This window comes from Alteromonas sp. R7, from assembly GCF_055755235.1.
The window spans coordinates 653,283-671,868 of record NZ_JBVTQX010000001.1; the positions used below are offsets into that span (position 1 = coordinate 653,283).

At 43.4% G+C, this 18,586-nt stretch carries 12 protein-coding genes; 7 read left to right on the top strand and 5 right to left on the bottom strand.

The features are described from left to right. Window positions 1-90 precede the first annotated feature (90 nt). Entirely contained in the window at window positions 91-855 is a 765-nt protein-coding gene (locus tag AC0J2X_RS02810; RefSeq protein WP_014950072.1) for an outer membrane protein assembly factor BamD, read from the bottom strand. A gap of 186 nt (window positions 856-1,041) precedes the next feature. Between AC0J2X_RS02810 and rluD the strand changes: the two genes are divergently transcribed. The 4 genes from rluD to AC0J2X_RS02830 all read left to right on the top strand — a co-directional run bounded on the left by rluD (window position 1,042) and on the right by AC0J2X_RS02830 (window position 7,483). Beyond that, window positions 1,042-2,025: a 23S rRNA pseudouridine(1911/1915/1917) synthase RluD gene (gene rluD, locus AC0J2X_RS02815; RefSeq protein WP_014950071.1), complete on the top strand. Its 984-nt coding sequence runs from the start codon at window positions 1,042-1,044 to the stop codon at window positions 2,023-2,025. Between the two features lie 16 nt (window positions 2,026-2,041). Then, on the top strand, window positions 2,042-2,797 hold the full coding sequence (pgeF, locus tag AC0J2X_RS02820) for a peptidoglycan editing factor PgeF (protein ID WP_061486138.1): 756 nt from the start codon (window positions 2,042-2,044) through the stop codon (window positions 2,795-2,797). A gap of 249 nt (window positions 2,798-3,046) precedes the next feature. Beyond that, window positions 3,047-5,623, top strand: a complete 2,577-nt coding sequence (clpB, locus tag AC0J2X_RS02825) for an ATP-dependent chaperone ClpB (RefSeq protein ID WP_061486137.1) — start codon at window positions 3,047-3,049, stop codon at window positions 5,621-5,623. A 732-nt stretch (window positions 5,624-6,355) separates the two neighbouring features. Next, a complete protein-coding gene (locus tag AC0J2X_RS02830; protein ID WP_061486135.1) occupies window positions 6,356-7,483 on the top strand; it encodes a DcaP family trimeric outer membrane transporter in 1,128 nt (375 codons plus the stop codon). A 62-nt stretch (window positions 7,484-7,545) separates the two neighbouring features. Here the strand turns inward: AC0J2X_RS02830 and AC0J2X_RS02835 are convergent, their stop codons facing one another. Continuing rightward, window positions 7,546-8,451 (bottom strand): LysR family transcriptional regulator, encoded by a 906-nt coding sequence (locus AC0J2X_RS02835; RefSeq protein WP_061486134.1) that lies wholly within the window; start codon window positions 8,449-8,451, stop codon window positions 7,546-7,548. Between the two features lie 160 nt (window positions 8,452-8,611). Between AC0J2X_RS02835 and AC0J2X_RS02840 the strand changes: the two genes are divergently transcribed. Further along, window positions 8,612-10,321: an L-lactate permease gene (locus AC0J2X_RS02840; protein WP_061486133.1), complete on the top strand. Its 1,710-nt coding sequence runs from the start codon at window positions 8,612-8,614 to the stop codon at window positions 10,319-10,321. Between the two features lie 38 nt (window positions 10,322-10,359). After that, window positions 10,360-12,063 (top strand): D-lactate dehydrogenase, encoded by a 1,704-nt coding sequence (gene dld / locus AC0J2X_RS02845; protein ID WP_061486132.1) that lies wholly within the window; start codon window positions 10,360-10,362, stop codon window positions 12,061-12,063. A gap of 18 nt (window positions 12,064-12,081) precedes the next feature. Here the strand turns inward: dld and prsT are convergent, their stop codons facing one another. From prsT to xdp1 (AC0J2X_RS02860), 3 genes are all read right to left on the bottom strand, one after another. After that, on the bottom strand, window positions 12,082-14,895 hold the full coding sequence (prsT, locus tag AC0J2X_RS02850; RefSeq protein ID WP_061486131.1) for an XrtA/PEP-CTERM system TPR-repeat protein PrsT: 2,814 nt from the start codon (window positions 14,893-14,895) through the stop codon (window positions 12,082-12,084). A 105-nt stretch (window positions 14,896-15,000) separates the two neighbouring features. After that, complete coding sequence (xdp1, locus tag AC0J2X_RS02855; RefSeq protein ID WP_014979757.1) at window positions 15,001-15,867, bottom strand: exosortase-dependent surface protein XDP1; 867 nt, start codon at window positions 15,865-15,867, stop codon at window positions 15,001-15,003. Between the two features lie 182 nt (window positions 15,868-16,049). Further along, entirely contained in the window at window positions 16,050-16,985 is a 936-nt protein-coding gene (xdp1, locus tag AC0J2X_RS02860; protein WP_061486130.1) for an exosortase-dependent surface protein XDP1, read from the bottom strand. Between the two features lie 375 nt (window positions 16,986-17,360). Here xdp1 (AC0J2X_RS02860) and pssA point away from each other — a divergent pair, with 375 nt between their 5' ends. After that, complete coding sequence (pssA, locus tag AC0J2X_RS02865) at window positions 17,361-18,164, top strand: CDP-diacylglycerol--serine O-phosphatidyltransferase (protein ID WP_014950059.1); 804 nt, start codon at window positions 17,361-17,363, stop codon at window positions 18,162-18,164. The last annotated feature ends 422 nt before the right edge of the window (window positions 18,165-18,586 follow it).

Below are 18,586 nucleotides of genomic sequence, written 5' to 3' on the forward strand. Positions count from 1 at the left end.
TCAATATGTGACATCCAGATACAAAAAAACGCACAAATGTGCGTTTTTTTATTGGTTGCATAAAGCTCTAGCAAAACAGAATAGCCAAATCTAGCTAATAAATTCGCTGTCAGGGTAGTTAAGCTTTAGTGTCTTCATCGCATTGTTACGCAATTCATCTAGGCCAAGCTGCTCATAACTTGAAACCATAATTTCGAGTGCTTGTTGCACTTGAGTGGTATTCGGGAAGTGCTCTATAACATAGCGACCACGGTTTGCAGCAGCAACATAAGCCTGGCGTCTCATGTAGAAACGTGCAATAGCGATTTCATAGCGAGCCAAGCGGTCTTTAATATGAACCATGCGCTGTTTCGCATCTGCGGCATATTTGCTATCTGGATATTGTTGAATCAGTCTGCGGAAATCTTCAAACGCAGCACGAGACTTCGACGGGTCTCTATCCGTACGGTCAATATTCATTAATTCTTGGAAAAGGTTGCTATCTGATTCCATGTTAGTTAATCCACGCATGTAATACGCGTAATCAACATCTGAATGGTTTGGATTCAGACGAATAAATCTGTCGATAGTGGCAAGCGTTTCTTCGTTTTTACCTGACTTATAATAGCTATAAATAAGGTCTAGCTGTACCTGATGGGATAGGGGACCGAACGGGTAGCGCGAATCTAGCGCGCTTAACGTTTGTGCTGCAGCGCTGAAGTTACCTACTTCCATGCTCTGCTTTGCTCTGTCGTACAGTTGCTGCGCACCCATGTTAGCTAATACGGCTTTTTCTTCATTATCTGAAGAGCTACATCCTGCGACAGATACCATAGCACCCAATAAAACGGGGGCCAGTAGACGAAATGATTTCATAATAATTCTATTTTCCTGCTAAACAGTTTTAATACTTCGCTGTCTAAGCTCATGTGTTAAACAACAACACTTTAATTGCATTCTAACGTACTAACGATGAGAAAAACCATACAAAAACGTAAACAAGGCAGTGTACAGCGTGAATACTTGTTATAATACCCTTTTTTAGACGTAATCAATGGTGTTATGACACAGTCGCCGAACACAATACAATTAGAAGCTTCAACGGAAGCTGCGCATTTTGGTTTACGGTTAGATCAGGTTTTGGCTGATTTGTTCCCTGAATATTCTCGTTCTAAGCTAAAAACTTGGATCCAAGATGGGAATGTTGCTGTAAACGGTGAAGTAATCACCGTGCCTCGCCACAAAATGCAAATGGATGAACTTGTTACTGTACAGGCCGAAATGGATGTACAAGTAACGAGCGAAGCGCAAGACATCGCGTTAAACATTGTTTATGAAGATGAACACATCCTAGTCATAAACAAACCAGCAGATTTGGTTGTGCATCCAGGTGCAGGGAACCCAAGCGGTACCGTGCTAAATGCCTTGTTAAATCATTGTCCAGAGATAGACAAAGTTCCACGTGCGGGCATTGTCCATCGCCTTGACAAAGACACGACGGGGTTAATGGTAGTAGCAAAAACAATTCCTGCTCAAACGCATCTTGTTGACCAACTTCAACGTCGGGAAATGAGTCGTGAATACGAAGCCGTTGCCTTAGGTACGATGGTCGCTGGTGGTATTGTAGATGCGCCTATTGGTAGACACGCAACAAAACGTACGCATATGGCAGTACGTGAAATGGGCAAACCAGCGGTCACTCATTTTCGTGTTATCGAAAAATTTCGCGCATACACGCACCTGCGTTTGAAGCTTGAAACTGGCCGTACGCACCAAATCCGCGTACACATGGCCCACATTAAGCATCCTTTGCTTGGCGACCAAGTTTATGGCGGGCGTCCTCGTCTTCCTAAAGGGGCGTCAGAAGAATTTATCGCTGCGCTTCGCGGATTCCAACGTCAGGCGTTGCACGCCGCACAGCTCTCGCTGTTTCACCCTGAAACGGAAGAGTGGATGACGTGGAAAGCTCCCCTACCTCAAGATATGCAGGACTTGCTTAAAGCCGTGAAAAAGGACACCGCGGACAATCCACAAGATATGCTTTAATGAGTAAGGCGAACTTATGACATTGTCATCTGCAAATTCACCTATATCATCCACGCTGGATTTGATTACTCCAGCGTGGTCATGTCCCGCAAATGTTGTTGCATACACAACGACAAGAATGGGAGGTACAAGCATAGGTGATTTTGCAGGTTTAAACGTTGGCGCCCACGTGGGGGACGACCTCCTACTAGTAAAAGCCAATAGAAGCCTGATTCCACATAGTGAAAAGATCACATGGTTGGAGCAAGTGCACAGCAACCGCGTGGTGTCATTGCCGAGCGCAGATACCACCGCTGATGCGTCGTATTCTTCTTCAACATCGCATTTTTGTGCGGTGATGACCGCAGACTGCGTGCCCATTTTATTGTGTGATGAAAGCGGTCAAGAAGTGGCGGCAGTACATGCTGGTTGGAAAGGTCTCGATACTAACATTATTGGAAGTGCTGTTTCACACTTTGGCAGCGAAGCAAAAAAACTCATCGCTTGGGTTGGTCCTGCAATCAGCGGGCCCTGCTACGAAGTTGATGTACAGTTGGCGAGTAAGTTTCGCCATATAGACGGTGCCATTGCCAATAGCTCTAATAGAGGGAAGTACTTATTAGATCTACCTCTAGTGGCACAGGTGCAATTGCAGCAAGCTGGCGTTGAGAGTATTACACAAAGTAACTTGTGTACTTACACTGACGAACAGCGTTTTTACTCCCATCGAAGAGCTACGCATCAAAACAAGCGCACGACTGGGCGTATAGTTAGCGTAATAGGCCTGCTTTAAATTGTTTCGAAAAAAGGCGGCAGTTTTAGTCTGATCACACAGTTGCGCTAGATCAAACTTCATACATTATTTGTTATCTTTTGGGCTAACTTTTTAATCTCATACTTGAATCGCAATTGAGCAGCCTACATAACTAGAACATAAATAATACCATTCCGCATAGATCATTACCCACTCAGCGAGAGTTAAAATGTTCGTAATTGCGGCGTGTTACCGCAGGTATAGTTGTTCATTAATTAGGTTGAAATTATGAGACTAGATAGATTTACCAGTAAATTTCAGCTCGCAATATCCGATGCTCAATCACTCGCATTGGGGCGAGATCATCAATACATTGAACCTGTCCATTTAATGACTGCCATGCTAAATCAGCAAGGCGGGTCAGTACGCCCTTTGCTTGACCAAGCAAACATCAATGTAAATGCGCTACGCTCAGCACTGAGCCAAGCTATTGAGCGCCTACCTCGTATTGAAGGCATTGGGGGAGATGTTCAATTAAGTAAAGACAGCGGCATTTTGCTAAATCTTTGTGACAAGATAGCGCAGCAGCGAAAAGACGAATACATCACTTCAGAAATCTTTGTTCTAGCGGCGCTACAAGATAAAGGGCGCTTGGGGGAAATCCTCAAAAGCCTGAATATCACTAAAGAAGCTATTGAAAGCGCAATAGACGACATGCGTGGTGGCCAGAAGGTCACGGATCCTAATGCTGAAGATGTACGTCAGGCGCTTGAAAAATACACGACAGATTTAACCGAGCGAGCAGAACAAGGCAAGCTCGACCCGGTCATTGGTCGAGACGATGAGATTCGCCGAACTGTTCAAGTACTACAGCGTCGAACCAAAAACAACCCAGTACTCATTGGTGAGCCGGGTGTGGGTAAAACGGCTATTGTTGAAGGGTTGGCTCAGCGCATCATTAATGGCGAAGTGCCTGAGGGCTTAAAGAACAAGCGTGTTCTTGCCCTTGATATGGGCGCGTTAGTGGCGGGAGCTAAATATCGCGGTGAGTTTGAAGAACGCCTTAAAGCAGTGCTTAATGAGCTGGCTAAAGAAGAAGGCCGCGTGATCTTATTCGTTGACGAACTGCACACCATGGTAGGTGCAGGGAAGGGCGATGGAGCGATGGATGCAGGTAATATGCTTAAACCTGCGTTAGCCCGTGGTGAACTTCACTGCGTTGGTGCTACAACACTGGATGAATATCGTCAGTACATTGAAAAAGACGCAGCACTTGAACGTCGTTTCCAAAAGGTATTAGTTGAAGAACCTAGCGTTGAAGACACTATTGCTATTCTGCGTGGCTTAAAAGAGCGCTATGAGCTCCATCACTCGGTAGATATTACTGATCCCGCTATCGTTGCAGCGGCAAGTTTGTCGCATCGTTATATTAGCGACCGCCAATTACCAGACAAAGCCATTGATCTTATAGACGAGGCTGCGTCTAGCATTCGATTGCAAATAGACTCCAAGCCCGAAGAGATGGATCGTCTGGAGCGTCGTATCATCCAGCTAAAATTGGAAGAGCAAGCTCTGGCCAAAGAAACAGATGATGCGAGTCATAAGCGACTTGAGATGATTGAGCTAGAGCGTGAGCAAGCGGAAACCAAGTACGCAGAGCTTGAGAAAGTGTGGCTGGATGAGAAAGACGCCATGCAGGGCACTCAAACCATTAAAGGGGAGCTTGAGCAGGCTAAACTTGACTTGGAGATAGCGCGACGTGCATCTGATTTGAATCGCATGTCGGAACTTCAGTACGGCCGTATTCCAGAGCTTGAAGCAAAGTTAGAGCAAGCGGCTGAAAACGAAACTCGCGAGACGACGTTACTTAAAAATAAAGTGACGGACGTTGAAATTGCAGATGTGCTTTCGCGATGGACGGGTATACCTGTAGCGCGAATGCTTGAGGGCGAGCGTGAGAAGTTGTTGCGTATGGAAGACGTACTTCACAAACGGGTTGTTGGACAAGAAGAAGCGGTTGAAGCGGTTTCAAACGCAATTCGCCGTTCACGTGCTGGGCTTGCGGATCCAAATCGACCTATTGGCTCATTCTTATTTTTAGGGCCAACTGGCGTGGGCAAAACTGAGCTCTGCAAAGCCTTGGCAGGCTTTATGTTCGATACTGAAGATGCCATGGTGCGTATCGATATGTCAGAGTTTATGGAAAAACACTCGGTAGCACGCTTAGTGGGTGCACCTCCTGGCTATGTTGGCTACGAGGAAGGTGGCTACTTAACCGAAGCGGTGCGTCGCAAGCCATACTCGGTCATTTTGTTGGACGAGGTTGAAAAGGCACATCCGGATGTATTCAATATTCTGCTTCAAGTACTAGATGACGGCCGGTTGACTGACGGGCAAGGACGTACTGTAGATTTTAAAAATACCGTTGTGATCATGACGTCCAACTTAGGTTCAGATATCATTCAAGATAAGCACAACGAAAGTCAGTATGGCGATATGAAAGCGTCGGTAATGAGTGTTGTAGGGCGACACTTCAGACCGGAGTTCATCAACCGCGTCGATGATATTGTGGTATTCCATCCATTAGGGAAGGAGCAAATAAAATCTATTGCTAAAATTCAGCTTGCCTCACTTCGCGCTAGGCTCGCAGAAAAAGGATATAAGCTTACTCTGTCTGCTGCGGCTATGGATAAATTGGCGGACGCGGGCTTCGACCCAGTGTTTGGCGCACGTCCGCTTAAGCGAGCGATACAAGTGCAGGTGGAAAATCCACTCGCGCATCAATTACTCGCTGGCGAATTAATACCGGAATCAACCATTCGTATTGATGCAGATGACAGCGGACTTTTCGTTGTCAGCAATTAAAACCAAAAGGCACTGGAGACAGTGCCTTTTTTATTGCCAGTAGATTCCGCGAAAGACCATTAATCGGCAGCTTCATAACAAAAAACGATTTACCAAAAAGCCACTGGTCGAATAGCGACAGATTACGCTTTCTTGTTTAATGAATTTTCCTAATACAGCTAATTAATTTTCTTGATTTAATAATGATAACTATTATCATTAACTTATTGTTGAGAGGGTTAAGAGGTTGCGATGCAGTTATATAATTCAAACGAAGCGGTAGTTTCTGCGCGCTCAATGCCCCGAGATATAGCTAAGCTTTGTGCGCATTTCATATTATGCATAATTGTGAGCGCAGTCGGTGCCATAGGTACCGGTTTTGCCGTATTTGCATTGAGTGTAAATCAAGCAACATTCTCGCCTGCAGATACTATTATATCTGCACTTACCGTGTTTTCTTTGTCTTTGTGTTTAAGTTGGTTTTCGCAAAGTTGGGGTAAGGCACTTCAGGCAATATCATTACTTTCATTTATAGTATTAGCAACAAGTAGCCTTTTATTATTTTTCTATTGAGCGATTTATGCTCAATATTCTTCATCTCTTTACACAATTAACATTCAAAAAGTAAACCTCTGATTATGCGAATTTAGGAAAAAGTTAATATTCTAAACTCGGTTTATCCTCTAAGCACGAACGAATACATTATCCGCCCGTTAATGACATGTTAAATAGTTTCAGCTATTAGGACGAATAATGAAAACAAACAATAATTACACCCTACGCTTATCTGCTTGTGCATTAGCGCTAATTCTTAACCCTTCTCACGGCATAGAGTTGTTCAACGGGAAGGTCGGTAACGAACACGTTAAGGTTAGTGTTGGAGGTTATGCCAAAGTAGATGTCAGGCATGTTGAAGGGGATATTGCTTATCAGGATTATTGGATTGGTAATTTTCCTGGCGGGGAAGCAATAGAGACGTCACACACAGGTTTCAATGTAGGAGAGTCACGCTTAAATATGGGCGTTTCTATAGGGGAGGTGAGTACTTTTATAGAGGTCGATATGTATGGCGGAGGGGGCAACGAAGCGGTAAGCAACTCTACCAACTTGCGATTACGCCACTTCTTCATCACCTATAAGAACTGGAGTGCGGGGCAAAACTGGAGCACCTTTATGCCGCTTCACGTTATTCCTGAGTCGTTAGATTTTGGTGGTCCTCATGTAGGAGAAGTGTTTGCAAGGCAAGTTCAGGTTAGATACACCTCAGGAAACTGGCAATTTGCCATCGAAAGCCCAGAGACCATTGGGGATGGTGATACCGACGCACCTGCCAATGCCGTAGGGCTTACAGGTGTAGCCGCTGACCCTGATGAGTCTACACCCGACTTTGTTGTACGATACAATTTAGATAGTCAATATGGGCAATATGCTTTCGGCTCTGTAATACGACTTGTCGATCAAGGAGGGGTTGAAGAAGTTACAGCAGCAGTAAATATCGCAGGCAAAATACCACTTTTTGCAAAAGATGATCTACGTTTTCAATTAACCGCGGGTAAGCCCGGTCGGTATGCTGCGGCCGGCATGACTGCTGATGTTGTTGAGGATCCTGCAACTCAAACATTGGAAACGGAAAGTACGCTGGCTTATACCGTAGCGTATCGCCATTTTTGGACCGAAACCCTCCGCAGCACTGTATTTTATGGAGCAGCTAAAACAGATATTTTGGGGCGCAAACGTTCGCACTGGGCGGTGAATGTTATTGATACGGTAGCGCCGCGCCTTGATGTTGGCCTAGAGTTTGGTGCTTATTCTATCAATGATGACAACATAGACAGCATTGACTCGAATTACATCCAAGCGTCAGCTAAGTTCGCGTTTTAAGATCGCTTCAATTATGTTTAGCGCCATGTTTTTGATGTAAACTGAGATTACTTCAATGTTTATCAATAAAAATAGGCGCTTCTATTGCTAAATGCCTCTTGAAAGTAGTTGACCAGTAGCTTTAGCTTTTTGTCAGGCTGACGCGAACGAGGATAAACGGCATAAATACCCATAGTCTTAGTTACGTACTCGGCAAGTAGAGGCGAAAGCGCCCCATCTTCGATATCTTCATGCACTAATGCCTTGGGAAGAAATGCTACACCCACACCTGCAATAGCGGCTTGCCTTAACGCATCCAAGTTATTTGACTGTATTCGCCCGCCAATTTGAACGTTATGAAGCTCTCCTTCAATATGAAACGGCCAGAAGTCTGGGCCAGTGCTATCGTACTTGTAAATTAAACAATTATGTTCAGTTAAGTCGTCAGGATGATTTGGGCGGCTTTTGTTTTTAAGATATGTGGGGCTTGCGCATACTATCCATTTGGAATCTATAAGGCGTTTAGCAATAAGCGAGGAGTCCTCAAGATGTGCTGTACGAATGGCGAGATCGTAACCTTCTTCAATGATATTGGTGACGCGATTGGTAATTGCAAGCTCTACATCCACCTCTTCGTGTAAATTGCAAAACTCGGCAATTGCGCGATTTAAGACCAGTTTTGCCGATACATTGGGCATAGTAATTCGGATTTTTCCACGCACTTCATCACTGTAACCACTGACGGCATCTTCTGCGTCTTGAATGGCTAAATTGGCGATTCTCGCCTTATTGTACAGTGTTCTTCCTGCATCAGTTAAATTGAGCTTTCGTGTAGAGCGGTAAAGCAATTGAACGTTCAAATCTGACTCTAATCGTGCGATACGCTTACTTACTACAGAATTAGTTAGGTTGAGTTTTTGAGCGACCTTTGAAAAAGAGCCTTCATCAACTACGTTCACAAAAAGGATAATATCGTCTGCTTTTGCCACTATTAGTCCAAAAATGGAAATAAACTTTGTCTTTAATGCATATATATCAACACGTGAGAAATTAGTACAGTCGCATACCTAAATTTTAACCCTGCATTAACATCGATTTTCTAACGTTAGAAACTCGAATAATTAACTAATTATAATAAGAGGAAAACTCATGAATGAGATAACCCTTGGATTATTAGCATTGCTACCTATAACGCTTTCAGCAGTGCTGCTATTGGGTTTACAGTGGTCTGCGAAAAGAGCAATGCCAGTTGTATTAGCAAGTACAGCACTTATGGCACTTTTAGCATGGGATATGTCGGCAGTACGGGTGGGCGCTTCAATTCTACAAGGCTTAGTGATTACAGTATCTGTTTTGTGGATTGTATTTGGTGCAATTTTTCTGCTCAACACATTGAAATATACTGGAGCAATTGATGTTATCCGCCAGGGTTTCACCAACATTTCACCTGATAGAAGAGTCCAGGCAATAATCATTGCTTGGTGCTTCGGTACTTTTATTGAAGGTGCTTCTGGTTTTGGGACGCCGGCCGCTATAGCGGCTCCTTTGCTTGTTGCCATCGGTTTTCCTGCATTGGCTGCCGTACTTATTGGTATGATGATCCAAAGCACACCCGTCTCTTTTGGCGCAGTGGGAACGCCTATAGTCATTGGTGTAAACAAAGGCTTAGACGGCCAAGCGATCAGTCAGACTTTGCAGGCTCAAGGCTGGCAATGGGAGCAGTTTATTCAACTAATCACCTCTGAAGTGGCAATTATCCACGGAATTATTGGCTCATTTATGCCAGTCTTAATGGCTGTAATACTCACTCGCTTTTTTGGCTCCAACAAGTCTTGGCGCGAAGGGTTACAAATTCTACCTTTCGCCTTATTCGCAGGCGTCAGCTTTACCATTCCTTACGTATTTACCGGCATTGTATTAGGCCCTGAATTTCCATCGTTGATTGGAGGATTGGTGAGCTTGGCAGTGGTTGTTACTGCAGCTAAAAATGGTTTCTTGATGCCTAAAACAACATGGGATTTCCCGCCGAAAGCGTCATGGGACAAAGGTTGGCTGGGTAATTTGGAAATAAAAGCAGACGACATAACGTCACAAAAGGCCATGCATTGGGTTACGGCTTGGGTCCCTTATTTAGTTGTTGCACTTTTGCTCGTTATATCCAGAGTGTTTCCAACAATAAAAGAATTTACTACGTCGCTGACACTCTCATTTGACAACATACTGGGTGAAACCGGTGTAAGTGCATCAATCAGTCCGCTATATCTTCCTGGTGGGTTGTTGTTAATAGGTGCATTGGTTGCAGTAATCATTCAAAGTAAAAAGGTATCCAAGGGAGAAGTGTTGTTTAAGGCTTTCAATGATTCCAGCAAAACGTTGCTAAGTGCTGGTTTTGTATTGATGTTCACAATTCCTATGGTTAGGCTTTTTATAAATTCAGGTGTGAATGGCGCCGACATCGTCAGTATGCCGATAGCTGGCGCGCAATTGTTCGCCAATATGTTTGGCGAAGCTTTCCCATTAATTAGCCCTACTATTGGAGCATTAGGGGCATTTATCGCAGGCTCGAATACAGTATCAAATATGATGTTCAGCCAGTTTCAGTTCGAAGCAGCACTTAGCCTCCAATTGTCACCTGCACTAATTATCGCAGCGCAAGCCGTTGGGGCGGCTGCCGGAAATATGATTGCAATACACAATGTTGTAGCTGCGTCGGCAACGGTAGGATTAATGGGGCAAGAGGGAGCTACTTTAAGAAAGACTGTTATCCCAACTATATATTACGTTGCATTTGCAGGTATTTTAGTATGGTTGGGGGTTTATGTGTTTGACGTCGGCGGTCCATTAGTCGGCACAAACTAATTTTTTAATACGCATTGCACTGTTCTAAGGAGTTATACATGCAAACAACCCCAATTATTGACGCTTTTAAACGCGTACTCGGGGAAAGCAATCTTGCCGTAGGAACGCGCCAAACTGAGCACTATCGCAAGGGGTGGCGGTCAGGCGAGGGCGAAGCATTGGCTGTACTTTTTCCACATACGCTAATGCAATATTGGGAAGTGCTAAAGGTTTGCGTTGAATATAACTGCATCATTATTATGCAGGCCGCGAAAACCGGCTTGACCGAAGGCTCAACGCCAAGTGGAAGCGACTACGATAGACCAGTGGTGGTTATAAATACGTTAGCAATGGACGATATTGTTCTGGTTAACGACGGAACGCAAGTATTGAGCTTTCCGGGAGCAACACTGTTCAAACTTGAAAAGGCACTAAAGCCACTCGGGCGTGCGCCTCACTCTGTAATTGGTTCGTCATGCCTAGGTGCGTCTATTGTCGGTGGTGTTGCAAACAACTCAGGTGGGGCACTTGTCAAAAGGGGACCTGCCTATACTGAGTTATCGCTGTTCGCTCAGGTGGATAAAAGCGGAGAGCTAAAGCTTGTTAATCACCTAGGGATACATTTAGGCGACACGCCAGAAGAAATTATCGGAAACCTTTCTTCTGGCAACTTTCCAAAATCTCTACCTGAAACCAGTATGAAAGCGTCGGCAAGTGATTATGAACACATCGTTAGAGACGTAAATGCTGATACGCCGAGCCGCTTTAATGCCGATCCAACACGGCTTTACGAAGCCAGTGGATGCGCAGGTAAAATTGCTGTGTTCGCGGTGCGTTTAGATACATTCGAAGTGCCTAATGAAGAACAAACGTTTTATATCGGTACGAATGATGCCTCTGTACTTACTCGTATTCGCAGAGACATACTGAGTCAATGTAAAAACGTTCCTGAGGTGGGTGAATATCTTCATAGAGAAATGTTCGATATTGCAGATGTTTACGGAAAAGATACCATCATAAGTATTCAGCGTTTGGGAACTGACTCGCTACCTAAAATGTTTGCACTCAAAGGGCGGGTGGATGCCGTGCTCAACAAGTTACCTCTGCTTCCTCCTTACCTAAGCGATAGATTGATGCAGTTCGGTAGTAAGTTCTTTTCTGACCAAATACCCTCGAGTATAAGAACTTACCGCGACAAGTACGAGCATCATCTAATCCTTAAAATGAGCGATGGTGGCATCGAAGAGGTTAAAACGCTTTTGGCCAAGCTGTTTAACGAAGAGAAGCTAGATGGCGACTTCATTACTTGTAATGAAGAAGAAGCGTCTAAGGCGTTTTTATTACGTTTTGCTGCAGCTGGCGCCGCGGTTCGCTATCAAACGTTACACCATAAGCAAGTAGGAGACATCTTAGCATTGGACATCGCATTGCGCCGCAACGATGATTTATGGGTAGAGAACCTGCCTGAGCACATCGCCAAACACGTTGAAAAGTCACTTTATTATGGACATTTCTTCTGCCATGTCTTCCATCAAGATTACATACTTAAAAAAGGCAGCGACGCCAAAAAAGTAAAAGCAGATATGTTGGCACTATTAGACAGTCGTGGCGCTAAGTATCCGGCTGAACACAATGTAGGCCATTTGTATGAAGCCGAAAGTAACTTGCAGAAATTTTACAAAGACTTAGATCCAACTAATACGTTTAACCCTGGTATTGGCAAAATGGAAAAGCACAAACGCAATTGTTCGTGCTGCCTATAGCTGCATGCGAAGAGAGCCTTATAGGCTCTCTAATAGCGTTCTTGCTTGAGGACGCTTAAAGAAAGGGCGTTCCACTTTTACTGCATATTCTAACTCTTTTTTCGCCTCTTCAATTCTATTGAGCTTGGCTAGCGTGTAGCCCAGATGATAGCGAATATTTGGGTCGTTGGCGTCTCTGGCGAACGCATCCCTCAGCATTTTAAGGCTGCCTTCATAGTCTCCTTGTAGCGCTTTGATGTGACCGTAGGTATCCAATATTTTTGCTGAGTTTGGTTGAAGCTCGTAGGCCTGACGTGCATAGTTTTTTGCAGTGACTAGCGATTCCTCGATATGCATGATCGCTAGGCGATTGTAAGCCTCAGCAGGGTTGAGTAAGTTTGGTTGCTCAACAAGTTCCTTGTAAAGCGCTATCGACTCATCGAACTCTTGAATGAAGAATAAGTATTGCGCCAACAGGTTTTTTGCCAGCAGATTGTTTTCATTCTCGCTCACCAGTTTTCTTGCCGTATTCAAGAATACATCGACAAACTGATCGTTCAGTGCGTAGTTGTAAATGGCAACAAAAGCCTGTGCAAAAGTAGCGTCTACGTCTAACGCTTTTTCAAACTCTTTGATAGCTTGTTCACTGTTTCCCTTATTTGCTGCCAGTCGGCCTTTCAAGAAATAATAAACCGGATTTTGTTGTTGGTTTGCGGGAATGGTTGTTAGCAATGATTGTGCTTTGTCGTTGTTTTGCATGTCGAGCAGTAGGCTCACATAACGCAACGTGACAAACGTACTTGTATTCGCTATTTCATACGCTCGGGCCATGGCGTCTAAGGCGTTTTCATCATTATCAACACTTCGAGCTTGATCAGCATATGCGATAAGCTTGCCGGCATCGTCATTGATAAAATTCCTCACAATACTTAGCGTTTTTTCTGCATCGGCACGTTGACCTGCTTCTAACTGAAGCGCTGCTTTTCGAAGGAGATAATCGGCGTTGTCGAAATCGTCTTTGATTAAGAGGTCTAAGTGATAGAGCGCATTTTTTGTGTCGCCTTGTTGTTGATACAAAGATGAAACGCGCTCTCTCGCTCCAGTATTTGAAGGCGTTAGCGTCAATATATCGAGATAAATTTGCTTAGCTTCTTCTAGATTTCCTGCTTTGCTTAAATTGAACGCTTTCAGCATCAGCGTTTCATTATGTTGGGGAGACAGAGAAAGTAACTCTTCTACTAGCAGGTTAGATTTATCGACATTTCCTAAACGGCTTTCCGTGGCTGCTAAATTGAATTTCGCAGGGAAAAGCGTCGGGTTTTGCGCTAGCGCTTTTTCTATGTTGACCTTGGCTTCTTCTAATCGGCCCTGTCTAATCAATATACCGGCTTTAAGATTGAAAACTTCTGCTTCGTTTGGAAACAAAGCGCTTAGTAAGTCAGCGCCTTTTAATGCATTCTTAAACTGCTGAGCTTGTAAATTCATCAATGAATAAGTGAAAAGAAAGCCGGCATTATCCTTGTAGGTAGATAAGTTATTTTCAAGAATCGATAGCGCTTCATCTTGTTTACCTCTGGCAGCCATTAGTTTAATCTTAAATAGCTGGAGCTTGTTTTCATTCGGGTATTTATATTCAAGATTTTGTAAAAGTCTCTCGGCTTTAAAGGCTTTGTTTTGGCGAATAAATAAGTCACCTAAAAGCAGTGCTGAGTCTGGGTCTTCCATTAACGCATCCTGATGACGTTCAAGCAGGGCAAGGGCCTGTTTATCTTGTTGAGTCGCCATGTAAACTTGGCTCAACATCAATACCGCCTGTAAGTCATCAGGCTCTTGTTGCAGATAAGCGTTAAAGTCTTTCGCGGCTGTTTCCATGTTGTTATTAAAGAAGTTTGTTAAACCACTTATGTAAAGCAACATGGGCTGTGAGGTAATAAGCTCAGGATCCAGTTGAGCCATGAAGTCGTTAAGTTCTTTTAGTTTTTCGTTATCGATAGCTTGCTGGTTGTCTCTGCTTTGTAACCAGCTATTAAGTAAAATTGCCAGCGGATCATTGGGTGTATCTTGGATTATCTCATCTACGAACAGTTTTGCCGTGTCGTAGTCTTTCGCTTCTAAATACAAATCAACAAGATTCCGTAATGCAATGGGATCGTCTCGATTAAAAGTCAGTGCTTTTTGTAAGTGTGCGGTTGCAGCGTCTGTATCACCCTGTCGGTATGCGAGTTGCCCCTTCAATCGCCATGTTATTGCATTTTCTGGTTCTAACGACATGGCTTTATTGATAAGCGAGGTCGCTTTGGATAAATCTTCATTTTGAAGAGCTATGGAGGCTAAGCCATTTATTGCAGGTACAAAATTAGGCGTGCGTGAAACAATTGTATTGTAATCACGTAGGGCACACGACTCGTCTTGCAGTCTAATACACGCAGTTGCACGTATCATCAGCCACTCGCGCTCCGCATCACCTGACAGTTTGTTTAGATCAGAGAAGTCTACAATTTCTTGGTACCTGTTCAAAAACAACCAAGTGTTGCCGAGAGGCTCTGCCAGAAGGTTGATATCTGCACCCATTTCCAACGCTTCTACAAACTCCATTTCTGCTGCAGTTAAGTAGCCATTAATAAGCAGTATTTCGCCCATTAGGATTTTTGCAGCAAGGTTTTCAGGATCTTTTTGTAAGCTGTTTTTAAGGTGGATATAGGCTTCGTCGTATTCGTTTTGATTAAACGCGGTCAGTGCTTTTTCGTAGTCTTCTGACGTAGAAGCAAAACTGTTAAAAGCGATTAATGATGAGGCAACTGCAGAGACAATAGCGCGTTGTACAACACGCTTTTTATTATTAAAAAAATCCATATATACCTTCGAAACTTAGCCTAGCCGCTGGCTTAAAAATAGCATAAAAAAAGGTGGCCTAAGCCACCTTCTAAAGATACGTGTTTTCTATGCGTTTTTAAACAATTAAACGCGGCGCTTACGTCTATAAAGAACAAGACCTAAACCCAACCCCATCAGTGCTAGGGCGCCAGGCTCACTAACTTCTGCGGTTGGTTGAGTCATTGACACACCAATGGAAGACAGTTTTAATTGTACGCTGTTAAAGTTACTCTTAGCGTTATCGTCGAAAATGGTATTGTATGCACCTATTAACCAGTATTTTGCACTACCAGTTAGCTTCGTAAATGTTGATTCGTACAAACCGTTTGAGCCTTTTGAACCTACGCCATAGTGACCTAGTGTATTCTCAACAATAGCGCTTGTAACAGTGTTCCAAGTTGAGTTGGCTCCGCTCTCAAATGCCGCAATACTATTAAGACCCGCAACAGTAACTTCTTTACTATCATTGTCGCCGACTACCCAAGTGAAGGCTGCATTTTCAAGAGTCACTGACTCGCTAAATGACAGTAAGAACATATCAAAATCTCTGCCACCGCCGTCACCGCTATTATCAACTGCGTGACTATCACCTCCCCAAGAATAATCACTATTTTTAATTCCGTAGCCAACGTGTCTATTTGCTAAAGTACAACCATTATTACCAAGCGTACAGTTCCACCAACCTTGAATATTGCCCTGGGCAAGTTTGTCGTCGGCGTGTCCTGCAGAGTTTGACCAAGCAGTGATTCCTACATCAACTGTAACGCCGTTGATCTCGATTGAGGTATTGCTGTTTTGCGCATTGGTCGTTTGTGAGTAATTAGCGCTGCCATTAGAATTGGCGAGTGTGTATTGTGCATCATACTTTGCACTGTTGAGGCTTGAATCTGTAGCGAAAACTGATGAACTAACAGCAAGTAATAGTATTGTCAGCGATGTAGAAAACTTCATATTTTGAACTACCCAAAAAGCAAAATTAGATGATTATTTCTAACGTTAAGCTTATTTCGTGCCAGTTTGTTTAAGTTTCTGATTTTTAAGTTAATGTTATAATTTGAAAAGGGGCGATATGAGAGAGGGTAAAAAAAACTGACAGATTTTCCAACCTGTCAGTGATCTAAAGTCTAATTTCTTCAAATGGATTTTTTGCGACGCCACATCACGAGAAGTGAACAAGCCATGAGTAAGCCAATGGTTCTAGGTTCAGAAACTTCTGTTGGCGTTGGCGTACCGGCAGACTCTGTTACTGAGAAGCCAACATTAGCAAGCTTAAAGGCATCATTACCTACATGGCCGCCAATATTTCCGAATACGGTGTTATAAGCGCCAACCAGCCAATATTGAGCGGACTCAGTGAAAGTAAAGTCAGCGCGGTGATCTAAATATTCACAGTTTTCAATATCAAATGAGGCTGAAGTTAAGGCGTTAGCGACAATATCGCTCCACGTGTTAACACCTGAGGTTAGTTTCGAAGTATTACTTAGTGCTGCAACAGATACTTGGCTGTCGCTGCCACTGTAAAGCCATGAAAAACTTGCGCCCGTTAATGTCACCGCAGAGTCGAAAGATAACAACACGAAGTCATAGTCACGTTCTACGTTAGTCATACCACTATAATAAGCGTTCGCGCTACCTTGAGAGTAATAGTTGATATTGTCAATAGCGTGGTCAGCGTCGCCACGATAGTATGCTTCATCATTGTTTGTTATGCCGTAAGCCCATTTATCTGAGATCTTTTCTAACTTGGCGCCAACGACTGTTTCGCCGGTAACCCCTTGTGTGTCAGAAAAGGCGGACATATTAATATTTAATCCGTCTATTTGAACAAAGGAATTATTCGTCTGATTGGTTTGTGTCACTTTGTCATCGACTAGATCGTAAGTGTATTCTCCCAACGGAGAGTTACATACATTGCTTTGTTCGTTGCTTTGGCTCGATGACCCACAGTGAGAATAACTTTGCTTTTTATAGTAGGTAGCGAATGCTGAATTAGCACTCAGGGTAGATAGCAAAGCTGTGGAAAGTAATAGTACAGTTTGCAAAGAAAACGTTTTTTGTAGCGTTCGCATAATTGCTTTCCTATATATGAAGCGCAAAGCACTTCAAGTACACGCCGAGTGATGTGTGCGCACATTATGCGAACACAAACTTGGTAGTACCTAATTTCAACATGGACTTGTATGATATATGAACGGTGAGCTATTTAAGGTATGTAACCGTATACCTAGTTATTAGTTGTTTGTTTAATCGTGAGCATACGCGGCCTGAATAAATAGAAGCCAAGCGCCGGCATTGTGGTAGGAGTACGTGTAATCAATGCAAAGTTAATAACGTTTTGCAACGGCGTTATGTAAAGGAACGAGGCAGTCTTTTTACTTTGCTATGCGTTCCTGCATATCTATGAAATAATTAGTGCAATTGTATATGTAGAAGTATGAGGACATATGTCTGATCAAAAACGTAAAGGGATATACTTACTTCCCAACTTATTAACAACAGCAGGGTTGTTTTCGGGTTTCTTTGCTGTGGTTTCGTCAATGAACGGCAGGTTCGAAGCCGCGGCAGTGGCTATCTTTGTTGCTATGATTTTTGATGGCTTAGATGGGCGTGTGGCAAGAATGACGAACACGCAAAGCGACTTTGGTGCTGAGTATGACTCAATGGCAGATATGGTTTCATTTGGAATGGCACCTGCACTTGTTGCTTATAATTGGGGGTTAACTGAGCTGGGCAAGTTAGGCTGGTTAGCGGCCTTTATATATGTAGCGGGGGCAGCTCTTCGTTTAGCTCGCTTCAATACGCAAGTTGGTATTGCCGATAAGCGTTTCTTCCAAGGTCTCGCAAGTCCGGCTGCTGCGGCTGTTGTCTCTGGTCTTGTATGGGTTGGAGTTGAGTATGATGCTGTTGGTACCGACTATGGTTTAATAGTTGCTGCAGTGACCGGTTTAGCTGGTTTACTAATGGTTAGCAACTTTAAATATAATTCCTTTAAAGAAGTAAACTGGCATGGAAAGGTGCCTTTTGTAGGCCTTCTTTTAGTTCTTCTGATATTCGTTGTTGTGGCAACAGAACCCGCTTTAGTATTGTTCCTTGTTTTTGCACTATATGCGTTAGCTGGACCTATCAATACGTTTCGTACCGTTGAGAAAGTAACGTTAGACGATGTAGTGGGCGACCATGAAGAAGATGCAGACTTCAATGCCGATAAAAAGAAAAGCAATGAAAGTGTAGACAATAAGCAGGAATGATTACGTAGCAATAATCAGATGTCTTCGCTAAATAATAAAGAGGATATGCCTTTTTGAACTGATAGAATAAGGATATACAAGCGTAAACGCATGCTTAATGTACTAATAGATTAAAAAGCGACCGAACGGTCGCTTTTTTTATATTTATTTAAAAAAGGGTGTTGACGATGCTACAGGAATGCGTAGAATGCGCCCTCCTCAACAGGGAACAGCAAAACGCTAACAACTGATGAGGATGTTAAAAACCAAGTTTAAAAATAAATAAACAAAAGTTGTTGACAAAAAAAAGATGCGCTGTAAGATACGCATCCGCTTCGGGAGAGGCAGCTAGCAAAAGCTAGTAACGTTCTTTAAAAATTTAGACAAGACAATCTGTGTGGGCACTCGTTAAGAGTGTCACAACGACGATTCATATTTCGATA

What these genes read in the sequence shown, in the direction of transcription:
- xdp1 (WP_061486130.1), bottom strand. Translation starts at nt 16,985, where the DNA reads ATGCGAACGCTACAAAAAACGTTTTCTTTGCAAACTGTACTATTACTT.
- AC0J2X_RS02830 (WP_061486135.1), top strand. Translation starts at nt 6,356, where the DNA reads ATGAAAACAAACAATAATTACACCCTACGCTTATCTGCTTGTGCATTA.
- pgeF (WP_061486138.1), top strand. Translation starts at nt 2,042, where the DNA reads ATGACATTGTCATCTGCAAATTCACCTATATCATCCACGCTGGATTTG.
- rluD (WP_014950071.1), top strand. Translation starts at nt 1,042, where the DNA reads ATGACACAGTCGCCGAACACAATACAATTAGAAGCTTCAACGGAAGCT.
- dld (WP_061486132.1), top strand. Translation starts at nt 10,360, where the DNA reads ATGCAAACAACCCCAATTATTGACGCTTTTAAACGCGTACTCGGGGAA.
- AC0J2X_RS02810 (WP_014950072.1), bottom strand. Translation starts at nt 855, where the DNA reads ATGAAATCATTTCGTCTACTGGCCCCCGTTTTATTGGGTGCTATGGTA.
- AC0J2X_RS02840 (WP_061486133.1), top strand. Translation starts at nt 8,612, where the DNA reads ATGAATGAGATAACCCTTGGATTATTAGCATTGCTACCTATAACGCTT.
- xdp1 (WP_014979757.1), bottom strand. Translation starts at nt 15,867, where the DNA reads ATGAAGTTTTCTACATCGCTGACAATACTATTACTTGCTGTTAGTTCA.
- prsT (WP_061486131.1), bottom strand. Translation starts at nt 14,895, where the DNA reads ATGGATTTTTTTAATAATAAAAAGCGTGTTGTACAACGCGCTATTGTC.
- clpB (WP_061486137.1), top strand. Translation starts at nt 3,047, where the DNA reads ATGAGACTAGATAGATTTACCAGTAAATTTCAGCTCGCAATATCCGAT.
- pssA (WP_014950059.1), top strand. Translation starts at nt 17,361, where the DNA reads ATGTCTGATCAAAAACGTAAAGGGATATACTTACTTCCCAACTTATTA.